This window comes from Corynebacterium sp. ACRQJ, assembly GCF_022346045.1.
GTDB lineage: Bacteria > Actinomycetota > Actinomycetes > Mycobacteriales > Mycobacteriaceae > Corynebacterium > Corynebacterium evansiae.
Map to the genome: position 1 here is coordinate 132,053 of NZ_JAKRMT010000002.1, position 17,326 is coordinate 149,378.

The following is a 17,326-nucleotide window of genomic DNA, read 5'->3' on the forward strand; positions in this document are numbered from 1 at the left end:
GCATTCTAGCGCGTGCGCAGACTACGGCTGCGGTGGTGTTCGCTGAAACCCAGCTTGTGGTATAGCGCCTTTCCGGCGGTGTTGGAATCGATAACGTCCAGGTAGGCGCGCTCCGCGCCGTTGTCCGCGCCCCAGCTAAGCAGGTGTTGGCAAAGGAGGGTACCCAGGCCGCGGCGGCGAAATTCCGGAGCCACCGCCACGGCGGAGTAACCCAGCCAACCGTCGGTGATGGTGGCGCGGGTGATGGCCGCGAGTTGGCCATCGACGGTGAGGCGGGCGAAGCCCAGCTGGCCGTCGATGCGGTGGCACAGCAGGTCCAGGGCCTTCTTCGGCAGGGGTTGGCCGCGGAACTTGTACATGGAGAACCAGTCGGCATCCGGGGTCTCGTCGACGGCCAGCTCGATCTGCGCGTCGGCCAGGGATGGGTCCAGCGCGTCGGTCTGGGACGTGTCCAGAGCCGGAGCCGGAGCCTGCGGCGAGTCTTGCGCCGAGAGCCGCGCCGAGTCGCCGAGCTCCTTGCTCATCACCAGGATCTCCGGGCCGCGTTCGCCCGGCAGGTGTTCGGCAGGTCGGCCGATCCGGTCGGGGATCATCAGTTGGCAGGGCAGATTGTGGGAGCGGTAGAACTCCTCCAGCTGCGCCAGCGGAACCTCCTGCAACCCAGCACTCGGGCCGATGGGCACCGCGGAGTTACTGCGCTCGGTGATGCCATCGCCCGCGCGCGCCAGCCATCCGCCGATCATCTGGTTTTCGATGCCGGGGAAGGCTGCGGCCTTGGCGGCTTCGAGGGCGCGGATGTCGCTATTGCGCACTGGCTTGGCGCTGAGGGTCTTCAGCACCACAACGTCTTCGTCGGCGATCACAAGGTCGTCCACCTGCAGCGGGCTTATGTTGCGCAGCACGCCGATCGCGTCGGTGACGGAGCCTGCCCCGTGGCCGGAAGCGGCATCGCCCGGCACACGGTAGCGCACGACCACTCGCGTGCCCGGGCGGATACTCACGGGGTCGGTGCGGCGGCTGATGGGGAACCCGAAGCCCTCCACGCGCCGGGCACCTGCGTGGGCGGCGGAGAACGTCGTGTCTTTATTCATGCCCGAAAGGATCCTCGTCCACGCCGGGGGTCCAGGTGTTGCCCGCGTGATCCCAGCCCTCGGCCTTGATGGCCTTCTTGGACTTGCGCTTCCACCGGCCGATCAGGGTGTCGGTGTACAGGAAGCCATCCAGGTGGCCGACCTCGTGCTGCAGGCAGCGGGCGAAGAAGCCGGTGCCTTCGACGGTGACCTCCTCACCGTTTTCGTCCAGGCCGGTTACCCGCGCCCAATCCGCGCGGCCGGTGGGGAAGGAGTAGCCGGGGACGGACAGGCAGCCTTCCTCGTCTTCCTCCTCGTCCGGCATAGTTTCCGGGATCTCGCTGGTCTCGAGCACGGGGTTGATCACGCAGCCGCGGCGCATCTCGCCACGCTCGGTATCGGGGCAGTCGTAGACAAAGAACCGCTTGTTTACGCCCACCTGGTTGGCTGCCAGCCCCACGCCGTTGGCGGCGGAGAGCGTTTCGTACATATCCGCGATCAGCGGGGCGAGGTCGGCGATCTCGCTGGGGTCCACCTTGGTGGTGGGGTTGTGCAGTACAGGGTCGCCACAGATGACGATAGGCATGATGGTCATAACAGACAGTCTAGAATCTAGTTCCATGTTGTCAGACCGAGAGATCGCCATTTTGGAGTTTGAGCGCCGCTGGTGGCGGGATGCCAGCGCGAAGAACGAGCACATCCGCGGCGAGTTTGGGGTGGATCCGGTCCGCTACTTTCAGCAGCTCAACCGGCTGATCGAGCGCCCGGAGGCGCTGGACTTCGACCCCGTCCTGGTACGCATGCTGTTGCGCCGCCGTGACGAAGAGCTCTGACGAAGTGTAAGGCACAGCGCGTGTCAGGTTTGTTACCGATGTTACGGAAGTTAAACTTTGTGGCGTGACTGAACCGAATCGACCACGCCATGCACTCGATGACGACGCGGATAATGAGAACCTCGGCCTCCCGCTGCGCGGCCTAGCCATGATCCTGATTGCCGTAGCCGTTCTGCTGATTGGCTGGGGCGTATTCTCCCTGTCCGGCAATGATTCCGATGAATCCGAGCAGGCCAGCCAGACCCAGCAGACGCAGGGTCAGCAGGGTCAGCAGGGCGAGCAAGCTAAGCAGGGTGAGAAGCCCTCCGCCCCCGAGGGCGAAGATCCCAAGCGCCCGGACGCGGAAGATGCCGAGAAGCCGAAGCCGGAAGGCGAGCGTGATAACCGGGAGGGCGATCGCGCTGACGAGCGTCGCGATGGTGATGCGGCAGCGGCGGAAGGTGGCGTCAATAAAGAAGACACTTACGTAGCCGTACTCAATAACAGTCCCATCAACGGCCTTGCCGGCGACGTCGCCAACAAGATGCGCGACCAGCAGTGGAACAAGACCGGCGTGGGCAACCTACCGGACGAGTCGGGTGTCTTCCCGACGTCTGTGGTGCTCTACCCGAAGGGTAATGACGCCGAGCGTCAGCTGGCCGAGCAGCTCGCCAAGGATCTGGGGATCCAGGCGCGCGAGCGTGACGAGGCTACCGACCGAGCCATCGAAGGCGTAGAGATGCTGGAGGGGGAGCGCCCCGCGGGTGTTGTGGTTGTGACAACAAATGACATGCCCCGCTAAAGTAAAAGCGTTCTTTTAACTTCTGTCTACATATCTTCTAAGGGGCCGCAATGGACTTCCCGGGTTCCGCACCTTCCGTCGGCATTGAGTGGGAAGTCGCCCTCGTCGACCCCGAAACCCGTGACCTGGTTCCGCGCGCCGCCGAACTGATAGAGCGGATGGACGAGGTGCACCCCGGCCACAAGGTCGTCCGCGAGTTCCTAGCCAACACTGTGGAAATGGTCTCCAGCGTGCACGACACGATCCCGGAGGCGGTCGAGGACCTGCACGTGCAGGCGAAGCAGCTGCTGGAATGCGCGGACGACATCGGCGTGAACCTGTTTTCCGCAGGCACGCACCCGTTCGCGCACTGGGGGGATCAGCAGCTCAGCGAAAAGGGGAGCTACCAGGAGATCATCGAGCGCACCCAGTACTGGGGCCGTCAGATGCTGATTTGGGGGATTCACGTGCACGTGGGCGTGGGCTCCAAGGAAAAAGTGTGGCCCATCATTAATGCGTTGATGACGCACTACCCGCACATCCTGGCCATGTCCGCCAGCTCGCCCGCCTGGGAGGGGCTGGATACCGGCTACTCCTCCAACCGCACCCTGCTGTACCAACAGCTGCCGACTGCGGGCATGCCTTACCAGTTTGAAAACTGGGAGCAGTGGGAGGAATTCAACCGGGATCAGGACCTATCGGGAGTGATCAACCACACCGGCTCCATGCACTTCGACGTGCGCCCCACCAAGTACGGCACGGTGGAAACCCGTTTCGCGGATGCCACCATGGAGCTGTGGGAGCTTGCCGCCATCGCCGCCTACACCCACTGCCTGGTGGTGTACTTCGAGCGCCGCCTGGACGCCGGCCACGAGCTGCCGATCCTGCAGCCCTGGCACGTGGCGGAGAACAAGTGGCGCGCGGCCCGCTACGGCCTGGACGCGCTGATCATTACCGATCGGCAGACCAACGAAGCGCTGGTCACCGACGAGCTGGACGCCTGGGTGGATAGGCTCACCCCGCTGTCCGAGGAGCTGGGGTGCGCAGCAGAGCTGCAGGATGTGCGCAAGCTGATCGCCCGTGGCGGAGACTATGCGCTGCAGCGCGCCGCGGCCCGCGAGCACGGTGCGGCGCCGGAGCCCGGCACCCGCACCCGTGGAGACGACGGGGTAGAGGGCGGCTTCACACAGCCGGAGGCGTGGATCGCCGCGGTGGACCTGACGGTCGAGTCCCTGCGGAAGTCGCTGTAGCTTCGCGCTAGAAGTGCAGGCGGGCAGCCGCGTTGCACAGGGCGCTAGCGATGGAGGTATCGCGGTCCGCGCCGAAGCCAACTGCCCACACACGCTTGGACTTGTGCACCGCGTAGATGAAGGTCACGGTGGCCTCGAAGATGTCGTACTGGTGGAACTCTGCGACTTCCACGGGGAAGCCGTGGTCTGCCAGGGTTTCCGTCATTGCCGAGGAGGCGCCCATCGCGGTGATCTCCACGCGGGTGGACTGTCCATCGGCGCGCAGGCCACTGACCTGCATGTCGAAGTCGTGGCGGCCCAGAGAAAGGCGGGTGGCCTTCAGGTAGTCCACGCGGATCGCGCCGGGCGCGTAGGTGCGGATGAACTTTTTCCACTCCATGCCGCGTGCTTCCTGGCGCATGCCCACCGGCAGGCGTTGGCCGAAGCGGGCGCGGAACGGATCCTCCGCGAAGGTGCGGGTGCGCTTGCGGCGCTTCTCGATGCGGGTGTGCACCGGCTCGCTGTACGTCTTCGCGGTGGAACGGCGACCGCTGGGTAGCGGGGTGTACACAGGCGCGTCTAGATCCAGGTCCTGGTCCGAGCTGGCGAAGCGGATCAGGGTCGTGGTGTTCGTAGAGGAAACGTTCATGATGACTCGATTTTCTGGAACAAGATCTAGTTGGCCTTGGGCACCCGCTGAATGGGTGCTCAAATAAAGTTGGGTACCTATATAAAGTACTGCTAGTTAAATAATGTAATCCGTCTCACTCTGAGATTCAAACTGTTGCCTATTTCTCATTAGGTGAGATTCTGGGCGGCTAGCTGTGCTCCTCTGCGGTGCGCAGCAGGAACAGCAGCTCGGCCGTCGCGATGGCCTCAATCTCGCCCGGATCCACGGACTCGTCCGCGGAGTGGATGGCGCACTTCGGCTCCTCGATGCCGTACAGCGCGAGCTCCGCCTGCGGGTACGCGCCCAGCAGCTTGTTGGTCAGCGGAATCGACCCGCCGGAGGCGACCTCCATCGTCTCCTTGCCGTACACCTCGCCCAGCGCCTCGCCGAGTCGCTGCAGCGCCGGACCAGAAGTATCCGCCTGGAATGCCTCGGCAAGGGAGCCGCGCTCGATCTCCACCAGCGCGTTCGTCTTTTGGCTCTCCAGGTGCTTGACCAGCAGATCCTGGCACTCCTGCGGCTCGCGTCCCGGCGGCACGCGCAGGCTCACCACGGCCGCGGCGGTCGCGGGCACGGAGTTCACCGAATCCGCCACCGACAGCGCATCCAGGCCTGTGATCGTGATGGACGGATTCATCACCGTCAGGTCGTTCGGCTGCCACTCGCCGGCGCCGTACAGCTCCACGCCGTCGGTTACCCCGGCGTTGTTGCGGAATTCCTGTTCTGTTGGTCCGACGCCACCCCAGCGCTCCTTCGGCTCCAATCCCGGGACGGCCACCAAACCGTTTTCGTCATGGAGAGTGGAAAGAAGCTGCACCAGCTCGACTAGTGCATCCGGAGCCGAGCCGCCGAACTGGCCGGAGTGCATCGGCTGCGCCAGCGTGCGGGTGCGCACCGTGACCGGCGCGGAACCGCGCAGCGCGGTGCACAGGCTCGGCTCGCCCAGGGCGTCATTGCCGGAGTCGGCAATGAGGAAAGTGTCGGCGGCGAAAAGCTCCGGCTTTTCGGCCAGCAGGTCCTCCAGGCCATAACCACCGCGCTCCTCCGAGCCCTCGACGACGATCCGGATGCCGAGATTCTTGGCGGCGGGGAAGTGGGCGTCCGAAAGGATAGAAAGAGCACGCAGCACAGCAACGTGCATGGCGACGTGGCCCTTGCAGTCGGCGGTGCCGCGGCCATACCAGCGGCCATCGCGCTCAGTGAGGGTCCACGGGTCATCGGTCCACGCCTCGATGTCGCCGGCGGGCTGCACGTCGAAGTGGGAGTACAGGAGGATGGTGGGGTAGCCCTCGGCGGGCTCGCGCAGGCCGATGACGGAGGTGGAGCCGTCGGTGGTGACGTGGCCTTCGACGGGGATGCCCACGCTGGTGAATGCGTCGATGACCCACTGCGCGGCGGCGGCATTGGCCTCCTCCAGACCCGGGGTGGAGTGGACCGACTCGAAGGAGACGAGGGTGGTGAGGTCTTCCTTCAGCTGCGGCATCTGCTCCGCGATGGCGGTGCGGGCGAGGTCTAGCTGCGAGGTGTTGGATGCGCTGTTGGATTCACGGTTGGACTCACTGTTGGTATCGCTCATAGGTAACTACTGTAGCGACCGGACGGGACAGGCGATGTGCGTGCACGGCACCTTGCAGACGATGGGGGAGAGTGCTAAAAACGGGGTTAGCACTTGAACTAAGGGAGTGCCAGAAAATAACCGTCAGATGAAGTGAGGGTGAATGTCGCGACATTCATTCACCCGTGCCGTCGCGGGCGCTTGATCTGAGCCGTATGTGTCGCCAACTCTAAACGGAGGATCGAAAAGCCTCATGGCTAAGATGATTGCATTCGACGAAGAAGCACGCCGCGGACTGGAAAAGGGTCTGAACACCCTGGCAGACGCGGTTAAGGTAACCCTCGGCCCGAAGGGACGCAACGTCGTCCTGGAGCGCAAGTGGGGCGCCCCGACGATCACCAACGACGGTGTGACGATCGCTCGCGAAATCGAGCTGGAAGACCCCTACGAGAAGATCGGCGCCGAGCTGGTTAAGGAAGTTGCCAAGAAGACCGACGACGTCGCTGGCGACGGCACCACCACCGCTACCGTCCTGGCGCAGTCCCTGGTGCGCGAGGGTCTGCGCAACGTTGCTGCTGGCTCCAACCCGATGGGCATTAAGCGCGGCATCCAGGCTGGCGTGGAGAAGATCACGGCGGAGCTGCTGAGCCACGCCAAGGAGATCGAGACCCAGGAGCAGATCGCCGCTACCGCCGGCATCTCCGCTGCTGACGAGAAGATCGGCGAGCTGATCGCCGAGGCTATGTACAAGGTTGGCGACGGCCAGCTGAACAAGGACGGCGTAATCACCGTCGAGGAGTCCAACGCCTTCGGCGTGAACCTCGAGGTCACCGAGGGTATGCGCTTCGACAAGGGCTACATCTCCGGTTACTTCGCTACTGACGTGGAGCGCGGCGAGGCTGTGCTGGAGGATCCGTACATCCTGCTGGTTAGCTCCAAGATCTCCAACGTGAAGGATCTGCTGCCGCTGCTGGAGAAGGTCATGCAGTCCGGCAAGCCGCTGCTGATCGTTGCCGAGGACATCGAGGGCGAGGCTCTGTCCACCCTGGTTGTTAACAAGATCCGCGGCACCTTCAAGTCCGTTGCTGTGAAGGCTCCGGGCTTCGGCGACCGCCGCAAGGCACAGCTGCAGGACATCGCGATCCTGACCGGCGGCCAGGTCATCGCCGAAGAGGTTGGCCTCTCCCTGGAGACCGCAGACCTGCCGATGCTGGGCACCGCCCGCAAGGTCGTGGTGACCAAGGACGATACGACCATCGTCGACGGCGCAGGCTCCGCAGAGCAGCTGGCTGGCCGCATCAAGCAGATCCGCCAGGAGATCGAGAACGCGGACTCCGACTACGACGCAGAGAAGCTGCAGGAGCGCCTGGCTAAGCTGTCCGGCGGCGTTGCAGTGCTGCAGGTCGGCGCCGCCACCGAGGTGGAGCTGAAGGAGCGCAAGCACCGCATCGAGGACGCTGTGCGCAACGCTAAGGCAGCCGCGGAAGAGGGCATCGTCGCCGGCGGTGGCGCAGCCCTGCTGCAGACCGCCAACGTGCTGGACGACAACCTGGGCCTGGAAGGCGACGAGGCTACCGGCGTGCAGATCGTACGCGCGGCCCTGGCAGCCCCGCTGAAGCAGATCGCTCACAACGCTGGCCTAGAGCCGGGCGTAGTCGTGGACAAGGTTGCCAACCTGCCGGTAGGCGAGGGTCTGAACGCTGCAACCGGCGAGTACGTCGATCTGCTGGGTGCTGGCATTTCCGACCCGGTGAAGGTCACCCGTTCCGCGCTGCAGAACGCTGCTTCCATCGCGGCACTGTTCCTGACGACCGAGGCTGTCGTCGCGGACAAGCCGGAGCCGGAGGCACCGGCAATGCCGGGTGCTGACGAGATGGGCGGCATGGGCGGCTTCTAAGCCCCGTGTAAAACAGTTAAAAATAGCTGGTTTTCCTAGATTTAACCTAGGTGGACTCGCCGTAAAAACAACCCCTGAGCTGGATCTTTATTGAATCGTTACCCCCTGGTGGGGGGTGGATTTAAAGAAGGTCTCGCCCAGGGGTTGTGGCTTTTCGCAGATCCGCTACTCTATTCTCCAGACGGCCTAGAGGGGGCGTCACTACCACAAGAAAATTATCGGGCTCAGAGGAACTGGCGCCCCCAATCTCTACAAGAGGAGAAACTAGTATGTTCGAGCAGATCAACAACATCTTCACCCAGCTGACCGACTTCTTCGGCGGCTTCAAGAGCATCTTCGAGGGCCTGGGCAAGGTTGCCGGCGTTATCAACGAGTGGGTTAACGGCAAGGCTGAGAAGTAAGCTTCCGCTTAACAGCTAAAACCCCGGCTTCGGCCGGGGTTTTTTCATGCCTTTCCTACCCCGTATGGTTCCGGCACATCTGTATAGCTGGGCCAAAACCACTAGACTGGAAAGTGCTACTAGAATTGAAAAATCTTCAGGCGAAGGAGAACCCAGGCACATGGCCGAAGAAGAATTCCACATGGTTGATCTTGCCGCTACCGAGGGCTACTTGGTGGACGACTCGGATGAAGACGATCCGGTACTGATCACTCCGGACGGCCATCGGGTTGATACCTGGCGCGACCAATACCCCTACGACGAGCGCATGAGCCGCGACGAGTATGAGACCACCAAGCGCGCCCTGCAGATCGAGCTGCTGAAGTTCCAGAACTGGACCAAGGACACCGGCCAGAAGCACATCATTATTTTCGAGGGTCGTGATGCTGCCGGTAAGGGTGGCACCATCAAGCGCTTCAACGAGCACCTGAACCCCCGTGGTGCCCGCACCGTGGCCCTGGAGAAGCCCTCCGAGCGCGAGTCCACTTCCTGGTACTTCCAGCGCTACGTCCAGCACTTCCCGTGCGGCGGCGAGATCGTCTTTTTCGACCGCTCCTGGTACAATCGCTCCGGCGTGGAGCGCGTGATGGGCTTCTGCACCAACGATCAGCACGCAGAGTTCCTGCGTGAGGTTCCGATGCTGGAGAACATGATCATGGGGTCGGGCATCTCCCTGACGAAGCTGTGGTTCTCCGTCACTCAGAAGGAGCAGCGCACCCGTTTCGCCATCCGCCAGGTGGACCCGGTTCGCCAGTGGAAGCTCTCCCCGATGGACCTGGCCTCCCTGGACAAGTGGGATGACTACACCCGCGCCAAGGAAGAGCAGTTCCGCTACACGGATACCAACGAGTCCCCGTGGATCACCATTAAGTCCAACGACAAGAAGCGCGCCCGCATCAACGCGATGCGCTACGTCCTGTCCAAGTTCGAGTACGCGGACAAGGACCACGAGGTCGTCGGCGAGCCGGATCCGAAGATCGTCAAGCGCGGCCGCGACCAGATCGGCGACTAATAGAACCCATTCGGACTGGCCGGACCGAGCCAGTACGCGAACAAGCCCCGGCTGCCCTACAAGGGCGACTGGGGCTTGAGTTTTTGGAGGCTAACTCTCCACGATCTCGATCGGGTTGCCCTGCCACTTCGTTGCGGCGGGCACGTGGTCGCCGCGCATAACTAGTGACGCCGGGCCGACCGTCGCCGCCTGCTCGATTGCGGCGGCGGGCAGAGCCACGCTGTGGGGGCCCATTGTCGCACCGTCTCCCAGGGTGACGGTATCCAGGCTCATCACGCGGTCCTGGAACAGGTGCGTCTGCACCACACAACCCGGGCCCACGCTGGCACCCCGGCCAATGCTGACCAGGTCCGCCTCCGGCAGCCAATAGGAATCCAACCAAGCGCCCCGGCCAATCTTCGCGCCCAGTGCACGCAGGAACATGTTCAGGCTGCCAGTGCCCATCGTGTGCGCCAGGAACCAGGGGCCGGCCACGGTCTCCACGAACTGATCCTGCAGTTCGTTGAGCCACACGAAGGCCGACCATAGTTCGTGCTCGCCCGGCTTGATGCGCTGCACACACAGCCACTTCATCAGCACCGTCACCGCCGCAGCCACGAACCCAGCGCCGACCAGAACCAGGCCGGAAACCGCGAAGGTCTGCCAGATGCCCTGGTTTACCAGCATCCACTGCAGCGCCAGTACCACACCCGCGGCAATCGCGGCGGAGGTCATCGGGGCGAGCAAGCGGAGGGTCTCCACGATGCCGCGAGCCACCTTCAGGCCGAAGCCCGGGTTGTAGGTGCGGGACTCTCCGCCGGCCTCCACGGCCACGCGGCGCAGGCGCTCCGGCGGGGAGCCCAGCCAGTTGCTGCCGGACTTCGTCTTCACCGGGGTAGAGGAGAGCACGGCCACCAGAGAGTTCTTCTTCAGCGTGCGATCCGGGCCGGCGATGCCGGAGTTGCCCAGGAAGGATCGCTTACCCACCTTCGTGTTACCGGTGAGCATCCAGCCGCCACCGCCGAGCTCGTAGCCGCCGACCATCGTGTCGTCCGCCAGGAACGCGCCCTCGCGCACCTCGGCGAAGCGCGGCACCATCACGGCGGTGGAGATCTCCGCATCCTTGCCCACCTTGGCGCCCAGGCTGCGGAACCACACCGGAGTCAGCTGTGCGGCGTACATCGGGAACAGCTGCGTACGGGCGCTATCCATCAGGCGCTCGACCGCCCACACGCGCCAGCCGCTGAGGCTGCGCACGGCCACCACGCCCGGCTTCAGGCCTGCGGACAGGAGACGGACGGACAGCCACGTCAGTGCTGCGTACGTTGCAAATGCCACCAGACCACCAGCTGCGGCGATGGGAAGCGCCAGCAAGGGGGCGTCAACAGGAACGAGCCACAGCACAAACGCTGCAGCGACGAACAGAGCCACCAGGGGCAGGAACGACATCGCGATGGCGCTCAGCGCGTAGAGCCAGAACCACATGGTGCGGCGCGGGGCGGCGTGCTCCGGGAAACGATTGCGGGCCTTGCCGACCTTCACCGCAGGCGAACCTGCCCACTGCGAACCGGCCTTGACCTTCTTGGCTCCCGTGACGGCTGAGCCGGGCTCGATGTGAGCGCGGGCGCCGATGCGGGCACCGGGGAACAGGGTGGAGCGGGCGCCGACGGAGGCGTCCTTGCCAACCTCGATTCTGCCGACATGCAGCACATCGCCCTCCAGCCAGTAGCCGGAAAGGTCCACTTCTTGCTCGATGGAACAGTGCTTGCCCAGGGTTAGCAGGCCAGTGACGGGCGGCAGGGTGTGCATCTGAGCGCCCTTGCCGACCTTCGCGCCCAGCCAACGGGCATAAGTGGTAATCCATGCAGCACCGGAGACATCGCGCGCGCCGGAGGAATCCGCCACGCGCTCTGCAGCCCAAATGCGCAGGTGAACAGAGCCGCCGCGCCTATAGTCGCCCTCGCCGATGCCCGCCGTAATCAGGCGGATCAACAGCGCGGACAGTGGCAGGCGGCCCAGCGGGGTGGCGAAGACGATCACCGCGGCGATGACCACGGCCCAAGGCACGTCGACCACCCACGGCAGGTCGCCTGCCCACGAGGAACCGTGGAACAGGATCGCGTTGAACACCAGGATCCAGGTGACCCACTGCGCGCCCGCGAGGGTGAGCGCCGGAACCTGGATCAGGGCTTGTGCAAGGCGGGTGCCGATACCCACCGGCTTGGCGGGTGTGACGTCCTTGGCCTGTGCGGCCTGGCCGGAGCCCGTGCCGCCGGTCTTTTCGCGCAGAGAGTCGATGTGCTCGGCCAGTGCACCCAGGCGGGAGTGATCGTAGAGATCACGCACGCTGACGGTGGGAACCTCCTGGCGCACGCGGCTGATCAGCGTGGCCGCACCCAGGGAGGTGCCGCCGAGGTTAAAGAAGTCCGCATCCGGGCTGGTTACTGCCGTGCCGAGCGCGTCGGCGAACAGCCCCGCCAGCCACTGCTGGGTGGGGTTGTCGAACTCCGCGTTGCCACTGGAAGGCAGCGGCCATGGCAGGGCTTTCTTGTCCACCTTGCCGGAGGTCGTCACCGGCAGCTCGTCCAGCGCGCACAGGCGCGGAACCATGGCAGCGGGCATGGAATCGCGCAGCTGGTCTAGCGCCTGCTGCTGGTCGAAGTCCTCGACGTTGCCCTCGGTGGAGACGTACCCCACCAGCACCTTGTCCCCGCCGCCGGTGGTCTGCACCACGACGGTGGAGCTGCGCACTCCGGGGAGGGCGGACAGTGCGGCGTCTACCTCACCGAGTTCGATTCGACGCCCACCGATCTTTACCTGGTCGTCGATACGACCGACGAAGTACAGGCCATCTTCCTCGAGGCGCACATGGTCACCGGAGCGGTAGGCGCGCTCCCAGCCGAGCTCCGGCATGGGCGCGAACTTCTCCGCATCCTTCTCCGGATCCAGATAGCGGGCCAGGCCGACACCGCCGATGATCAGTTCGCCGGTCTCACCCCAGCCCACCGGCTGGTTGTTTTCGTTAACGACAGCCAGGTCCCAGCCGCGCAGGGGAGTGCCAATGGAAACCGGGCGCACCCCATCCATGGTGGTGCCGCAGGCCACGACGGTGGCCTCGGTCGGGCCATAAGTGTTCCACAGCTCGCGGGAATCGGTGGCCAGGCGGGCGGCCAGCTCCGGCGGGCAGGCCTCGCCGCCGAAGATCAGCAGACGCACGGCATCCAGAGCCTCATCGGGCCAGAGACCGGCTAGGGTCGGCACAGTGGAAACGGCCGTGACGCTGCGGGAAACCAGCCAAGGACCCAGGTCCACGCCAGAGCGGACCAGGGCGCGCGGGGCGGGCACCAGGCAGGCTCCGTGGCGCCATGCCAGCCACATTTCTTCACAGGAGGCGTCGAAGGCCACGGAGAGGCCAGCCAGCACGCGGTCCCCCGGGGCCAGTGGCTCGTCCTGCAGGAACATCTCCGCTTCCGCGTCCACGAAGGCAGCCGCGTTGCGGTGGGTGACTGCCACGCCCTTCGGCTTGCCGGTGGAACCGGAGGTGAAAATGATCCACGCATCGGTCTCCAGGTCCGGGCCGAATGCTTTGTTGGAGGTTGCCCCGGGATCTGCCTGCAGGTTGGCATCGACTAGCTGCAGTCCGTCAGCGCCGTAGATTGCGGCCACGCCCGCCTCGCCGAAGACGAGGGAAGCTCGTTCCTCGGGGTCGTCGGCGTCAACAGGTACATAGGCAGCACCGACGGCCAGGGTGGACAAAATAGCGATGTAGAGCGAGCGATTGCCGCTGGGCATACGAATGCCGATGCGGTCGCCGCGCCCGAGGCCACGGTTATGCAGCCACTCGGCGGTTTCGTTGATTTCGTCGAGCAGCTCGGAATAGGTAATAACCCCCTTGCCGTCGTCGATGGCGGGGGCTTCTGGGCACGCCGAAGCCGTCGCACGCACAATGTCGATGAGCGTGCGCGGCTCCGGTGCCTCGTGGGAACGGAGGTACCGGGAAGGGATTTGCACTTTTCGCCTAGGCCTCCTCGGTAGAGATGATGGCCTTGGCCAGCTTGCTCAAGTGCTTAAGCTGCTTGGAAGTGGATTCGTCTAGCGCCTTATCCTCTGCGGAGGCGACCAGAGGGGAGAGACTGTTGTAGGTCTTAGTGCCCTTCTTGGTCACCGAAATGATCTGGCGGCGACGATCCTTCGGATCCTTAACCCTCTTGGCGAGGGAGCGCTTTTCCAGGGAGTCGACCAGGCGAACCATGTCGGAGCGGTCCACCCCAAGAATTTCGCCTAGCGTGGCCTGGCTTGCTGCATCGCCATCGACGAGGCAGGCAAGAACCCAGAATTCGCGCAGGTTGAAGCCCTTCTCCGCGAGCGCGGTCTCTACGAAGTCGCGGGTGCGGCGGCGTAGGCGCTCAAGCTGGAATGAGGGCGAAGACAACAAGTCAGCGGGTAGCGGCGTGTTTTCGGACATGCCATAAATATAACGCTGACTATGGGGGTTGTCTAATTGTGGGGTTGCCCCACGATAGGTAGTCCGGCGTCTCGCCAGCCGGCCGTGCCGTTAGCAACGTTGATTGCGTCGATGCCATTCTGCTCCAGCCACTGGCAGGCGCGCGCGGAGCGACCACCGGAGAGGCAGATCAGGTAAATATCCTCGTTCAGGTCCAGCTCGCCGTAGCGGGCCTGCAGCTCGGAGAGTGGCAGGTTGGTCGCGCCCTCGGCGTGCCACTGGTTGTATTCATCCACCTCACGAATGTCGATCAGCTGGGCGCCAGCAGGAACATCGGTGGGCTGTACTGTTTCGAAATCACTCATGGCGCCCCATTGTAGGCAAGGTGGCAAAGGTGGGCAGCCAGCGAGGTGGAGTTGAATAACGTGGAGTTAAATAGATGGGGCATCCCGGTGGGGACCTGCCGGGCCGTTTACGCAGGAGGTTGAAGTGGCGCACGCCAGCGAGCAAGCTAGCGCCGAAGTGCAGGCTGACCCTTCGCGAGGCCTCACGGCCGCCGAAGTAGAGGAGCGCACGCAGCGCGGCGAGGTGAATGCGCAGAGCCGTGGAACCGGCCGAAGCGTGGCACAGATTCTGCGCGCCAACATCTTCACCCGCGTCAATGCCATCCTCGGCGTTCTGTGCGCGATCGTCCTGTCCACCGGTTCGGTCATCAACGCCGCCTTCGGCCTGCTCATCATCGCTAACTCCGCGGTGGGCGTGATCCAGGAGCTGCGCGCCAAGAAGACCCTCGACAAGCTGCGTATCGTCGGCGAATCGGAACCCAGCGTCATCCGCGATGGCGAGGAAAAAACCATCCCGCAGCACGAAGTCGTCCTCGGGGACATCATCAAGCTGCGCAGCGGGGACGAGGTCGTGGTGGACGGCACGGTGGTGGCCGGCTCGCTGCGCGTCGACGAATCCCAGCTGACCGGCGAGGCCGATGCTGTGAGCAAGGGCGAGGGCGACGAGATCCTCTCGGGATCCTTCGTCAACGAAGGCTCCGCCGTTTTCCGCGCAGATAAGGTCGGCGATGAGGCCTATGCCGCACGCCTGGCCTCCCAGGCCAGCGAGTTTTCGCTGACCGACTCCGTGCTTATGAACGGCATCAACAGCATCCTCAAGGTAATCACCTGGCTGCTTATCCCGACCGGCATCCTCACGATCTGGACCCAGCTGGTCCGCTCCGATACGGGTCTGCGCGAATCCATCCTTTCCATGGCTGCGGCGATCGTCCCGATGGTGCCGGAGGGGCTGGTTCTTATGACCTCCATCGCCTTCGCTGCGGGCGTGATCCGCCTTGGCAAGTACAAAGCCCTGGTCAACGAGCTCGTCGCCATCGAAGGGCTCGCGCGCGTCGATACGGTATGCACCGACAAGACCGGCACCCTCACCACCAATGAGATGGAGCTGGATTCCATCGTCGCCGCCGACGGAAGCCCTGCTGACGGGAGCGAAGAGGACGAAACCTGGGCGCGCAACCTCGCCTCCATGCTGAACGCTCAGGACGATCTGAACGACACCGCCCGCTCTATCGTGGCCGGGCTACGCGAGCGCGGCGTGGAACCCGAACAGTGGCAGGGCCACGAGATTCCTTTTAACTCGCGCTACAAGTTCTCTGGGTTCGCCTGCTCTGACGCCACCGCCTGGATCATGGGCGCCCCCGACGTGCTTTTGCGCGAAGGTGGTCGTGCTGCAGAAACAGCCAAGGAGCTGGGCGATCAGGGTTTGCGCATCCTGGTGTTCGGCAAGCTCGAAGGCGCCGATGGGGAGGCCTGGGCCAACACGGACGACCTCAGCATGGATTCCGCCCCGCAACTGAATGAACCGGTGCTCGTGGTGCTTCGCCAGCAACTGCGCTCCGACGCCCGCGAAACGCTCGCGTACTTCGACGAGCAGAACGTGGACATCAAGGTGATCTCCGGCGACAACTCGGATTCCGTGGCGGCGGTCGCGCGCAAGGCAACCGACCGGGATCTCGTGGCGGTGGATGCCCGCACGCTGAACGGCCTGGACGACGAAGCCTTCGATGCGGAGATCAAACGCGGAAATGTCTTCGGGCGGGTCAGCCCGGAGCAAAAGCAGCAGATGGTGGAATCTTTGCACCGTCAGAACCGCACGGTGGCCATGACCGGCGACGGCGTCAACGACGTGTTGGCACTGAAAAAGGCAGACATTGGCGTGGCCATGGGCTCGGGCGCACCCGCAACGCGCAGCGTGGCGCAGCTAGTGCTGCTGACGAACAAGTTCTCCGCGTTGCCCCGCGTGGTGGCCGAGGGGCGCCGGGTGATCGGCAATATCGAGCGCGTGGCGCACCTGTTTCTGACGAAAACGGTCTACTCGGTGGTGCTGGCGCTGGTGGTGGCGGTGCTGGGAATCTCTTTCCCGTTCCAGCCGATTCACGTGACGATCACCGGTTGGTTCACCATCGGCATTCCGGCGTTCATACTTTCGCTGGCTCCGAACACGGAACGTCCGCGGGACGGTTTCGTCAGGCGCGTGCTGTCATTGGCGATTCCCTCCGGTGTGCTCATCGGCGGCATCTGCGTGACGATGTGGATCATCATCTACCCCGGAGCGGAGGTGCCGGAAATTCAGCGGCAACAGGCCGGTACTGCGGTGCTGCTGGCGCTGATCGTCATGGGGTTGTGGGTGCTGGGGATTGTGGCGCGGCCGCTGAATTGGTGGAAGGTGCTTCTGCTGGCCGGCTGTGTGGGCGGCTACCTGGTGATCTTCCTGGTGCCGCCGCTACGTGAGTTGTTGATTCTGCACACGGGCAACCTGAAGCTGATGCTTACGGGGTTGGCCGTGGGTGCGGGCGGGGCGGTGCTCATTGAGGTTGTGCACCAGATCGCCGCCCGCCGGCAAGCGGCTGTGAGTTAGCCCTTGTAGCGTTCGATGGCCTCGTCGAGGATCTTCACTGCTTCCTCGGCGTTGCCCCAACCGGAGCCGTTGACTTCCTTGCCCGGCTCCAGGTCCTTGTAGTGGACGAAGAAGTGCTCGATCTCGTTCTTGGTGAACTGGTCGATGTCCTCGATGTCCTGGAACTGCTCGAAACGCACGTCGTCCAGCACGCACAGCAGCTTGTCGTCGCCGCCGGCCTCGTCGGTCATCTTGAACACGCCAACCGGGCGGGCCTCAACGATCACGCCGGGGAAGACCGGCTCCGGCAGGATCACCAGTGCGTCCAGCGGGTCGCCGTCCTCGCCCAGGGTGTGGTCGATGAAGCCGTAGTCGGCTGGGTATGCCATCGGGGTGAACAGGTAGCGGTCGAGGTAGACCTTGCCAGTCTCGTGGTCGACCTCGTACTTGTTGCGGGAACCCTTCGGGATTTCAACGGTTACTTCGATTTTTTTGCTCATGCGCACCATTCTAACCGAGCGCCTTTTTTCGGCTAG

The 17,326-nt window shown here is 64.0% G+C and carries 15 protein-coding genes; 7 read left to right on the forward strand and 8 right to left on the reverse strand.

All coding sequences use genetic code 11. The annotated features are described in order from the left end of the window. Positions 1-5: 5 nt before the first annotated feature. Positions 6-1,091, reverse strand: a complete 1,086-nt coding sequence (locus MHX52_RS01995) for a GNAT family N-acetyltransferase (RefSeq protein ID WP_239316334.1) — start codon at positions 1,089-1,091, stop codon at positions 6-8. Further along, positions 1,084-1,665 (reverse strand): peptide deformylase, encoded by a 582-nt coding sequence (locus MHX52_RS02000; RefSeq protein ID WP_035004751.1) that lies wholly within the window; start codon positions 1,663-1,665, stop codon positions 1,084-1,086. Before MHX52_RS02000 ends, MHX52_RS01995 begins: the two co-directional genes overlap by 8 nt. Positions 1,666-1,690: 25 nt before the next feature. On the opposite strand from MHX52_RS02000, the gene MHX52_RS02005 reads away from it, so the two are divergent. The 3 genes from MHX52_RS02005 to MHX52_RS02015 all read left to right on the forward strand — a co-directional run bounded on the left by MHX52_RS02005 (position 1,691) and on the right by MHX52_RS02015 (position 3,913). Continuing rightward, the gene (locus MHX52_RS02005; RefSeq protein WP_035004749.1) at positions 1,691-1,903 is read left to right on the forward strand and encodes a DUF3263 domain-containing protein; all 213 of its coding nucleotides are present in this window, start codon (positions 1,691-1,693) and stop codon (positions 1,901-1,903) included. Positions 1,904-1,967: 64 nt separating this feature from the next. Beyond that, entirely contained in the window at positions 1,968-2,684 is a 717-nt protein-coding gene (locus tag MHX52_RS02010) for a LytR C-terminal domain-containing protein (protein ID WP_239316336.1), read from the forward strand. Between the two features lie 50 nt (positions 2,685-2,734). Then, positions 2,735-3,913, forward strand: coding sequence for a glutamate--cysteine ligase (locus tag MHX52_RS02015; RefSeq protein ID WP_239316338.1), 1,179 nt, complete (start codon positions 2,735-2,737; stop codon positions 3,911-3,913). 7 nt (positions 3,914-3,920) lie between these two features. On the opposite strand, the gene MHX52_RS02020 is transcribed toward MHX52_RS02015, so the two are convergent. Both MHX52_RS02020 and MHX52_RS02025 read right to left on the reverse strand, forming a co-directional pair. Further along, positions 3,921-4,541 carry a hypothetical protein gene (locus MHX52_RS02020; RefSeq protein ID WP_239316340.1) on the reverse strand — a complete coding sequence of 207 codons (621 nt, stop codon included), beginning with the start codon at positions 4,539-4,541 and terminating at the stop codon, positions 3,921-3,923. Between the two features lie 169 nt (positions 4,542-4,710). After that, positions 4,711-6,138 (reverse strand): dipeptidase, encoded by a 1,428-nt coding sequence (locus MHX52_RS02025; protein WP_239316342.1) that lies wholly within the window; start codon positions 6,136-6,138, stop codon positions 4,711-4,713. Positions 6,139-6,370: 232 nt separating this feature from the next. Here MHX52_RS02025 and groL point away from each other — a divergent pair, with 232 nt between their 5' ends. From groL to ppk2, 3 genes are all read left to right on the forward strand, one after another. Further along, entirely contained in the window at positions 6,371-8,014 is a 1,644-nt protein-coding gene (gene groL / locus MHX52_RS02030; protein ID WP_035004731.1) for a chaperonin GroEL, read from the forward strand. A gap of 269 nt (positions 8,015-8,283) precedes the next feature. Next, positions 8,284-8,415 (forward strand): PorACj family cell wall channel-forming small protein, encoded by a 132-nt coding sequence (locus MHX52_RS02035; protein ID WP_161799464.1) that lies wholly within the window; start codon positions 8,284-8,286, stop codon positions 8,413-8,415. A 160-nt stretch (positions 8,416-8,575) separates the two neighbouring features. Continuing rightward, complete coding sequence (gene ppk2 / locus MHX52_RS02040) at positions 8,576-9,466, forward strand: polyphosphate kinase 2 (RefSeq protein ID WP_034987296.1); 891 nt, start codon at positions 8,576-8,578, stop codon at positions 9,464-9,466. Between the two features lie 90 nt (positions 9,467-9,556). Here ppk2 and MHX52_RS02045 read toward each other — a convergent pair whose 3' ends face one another. From MHX52_RS02045 to MHX52_RS02055, 3 genes are read right to left on the reverse strand one after another with little or no spacing between them, the layout of a single operon-like run. Further along, positions 9,557-13,456, reverse strand: coding sequence for a Pls/PosA family non-ribosomal peptide synthetase (locus MHX52_RS02045; protein WP_239316344.1), 3,900 nt, complete (start codon positions 13,454-13,456; stop codon positions 9,557-9,559). Positions 13,457-13,463: 7 nt separating this feature from the next. Continuing rightward, positions 13,464-13,910 carry a MarR family winged helix-turn-helix transcriptional regulator gene (locus tag MHX52_RS02050; RefSeq protein WP_035004727.1) on the reverse strand — a complete coding sequence of 149 codons (447 nt, stop codon included), beginning with the start codon at positions 13,908-13,910 and terminating at the stop codon, positions 13,464-13,466. A gap of 32 nt (positions 13,911-13,942) precedes the next feature. Next, entirely contained in the window at positions 13,943-14,254 is a 312-nt protein-coding gene (locus tag MHX52_RS02055) for a rhodanese-like domain-containing protein (protein WP_035004725.1), read from the reverse strand. A gap of 124 nt (positions 14,255-14,378) precedes the next feature. Between MHX52_RS02055 and MHX52_RS02060 the strand changes: the two genes are divergently transcribed. Further along, positions 14,379-16,811 (forward strand): HAD-IC family P-type ATPase, encoded by a 2,433-nt coding sequence (locus MHX52_RS02060; protein WP_239316346.1) that lies wholly within the window; start codon positions 14,379-14,381, stop codon positions 16,809-16,811. On the opposite strand, the gene MHX52_RS02065 is transcribed toward MHX52_RS02060, so the two are convergent. Further along, positions 16,808-17,290, reverse strand: coding sequence for an inorganic diphosphatase (locus tag MHX52_RS02065; protein ID WP_049049743.1), 483 nt, complete (start codon positions 17,288-17,290; stop codon positions 16,808-16,810). The two genes, MHX52_RS02060 and MHX52_RS02065, sit on opposite strands and share 4 nt — an antisense overlap. Positions 17,291-17,326: the final 36 nt, after the last annotated feature.

Coding starts and splice junctions, on each gene's coding strand:
- MHX52_RS01995 (WP_239316334.1), bottom strand. CDS start 1,091: ATGAATAAAGACACGACGTTCTCCGCCGCCCACGCAGGTGCCCGGCGC.
- groL (WP_035004731.1), top strand. CDS start 6,371: ATGGCTAAGATGATTGCATTCGACGAAGAAGCACGCCGCGGACTGGAA.
- MHX52_RS02050 (WP_035004727.1), bottom strand. CDS start 13,910: ATGTCCGAAAACACGCCGCTACCCGCTGACTTGTTGTCTTCGCCCTCA.
- MHX52_RS02020 (WP_239316340.1), bottom strand. CDS start 4,541: ATGAACGTTTCCTCTACGAACACCACGACCCTGATCCGCTTCGCCAGC.
- MHX52_RS02055 (WP_035004725.1), bottom strand. CDS start 14,254: ATGAGTGATTTCGAAACAGTACAGCCCACCGATGTTCCTGCTGGCGCC.
- MHX52_RS02000 (WP_035004751.1), bottom strand. CDS start 1,665: ATGACCATCATGCCTATCGTCATCTGTGGCGACCCTGTACTGCACAAC.
- ppk2 (WP_034987296.1), top strand. CDS start 8,576: ATGGCCGAAGAAGAATTCCACATGGTTGATCTTGCCGCTACCGAGGGC.
- MHX52_RS02015 (WP_239316338.1), top strand. CDS start 2,735: ATGGACTTCCCGGGTTCCGCACCTTCCGTCGGCATTGAGTGGGAAGTC.
- MHX52_RS02025 (WP_239316342.1), bottom strand. CDS start 6,138: ATGAGCGATACCAACAGTGAGTCCAACCGTGAATCCAACAGCGCATCC.
- MHX52_RS02065 (WP_049049743.1), bottom strand. CDS start 17,290: ATGAGCAAAAAAATCGAAGTAACCGTTGAAATCCCGAAGGGTTCCCGC.
- MHX52_RS02035 (WP_161799464.1), top strand. CDS start 8,284: ATGTTCGAGCAGATCAACAACATCTTCACCCAGCTGACCGACTTCTTC.
- MHX52_RS02005 (WP_035004749.1), top strand. CDS start 1,691: ATGTTGTCAGACCGAGAGATCGCCATTTTGGAGTTTGAGCGCCGCTGG.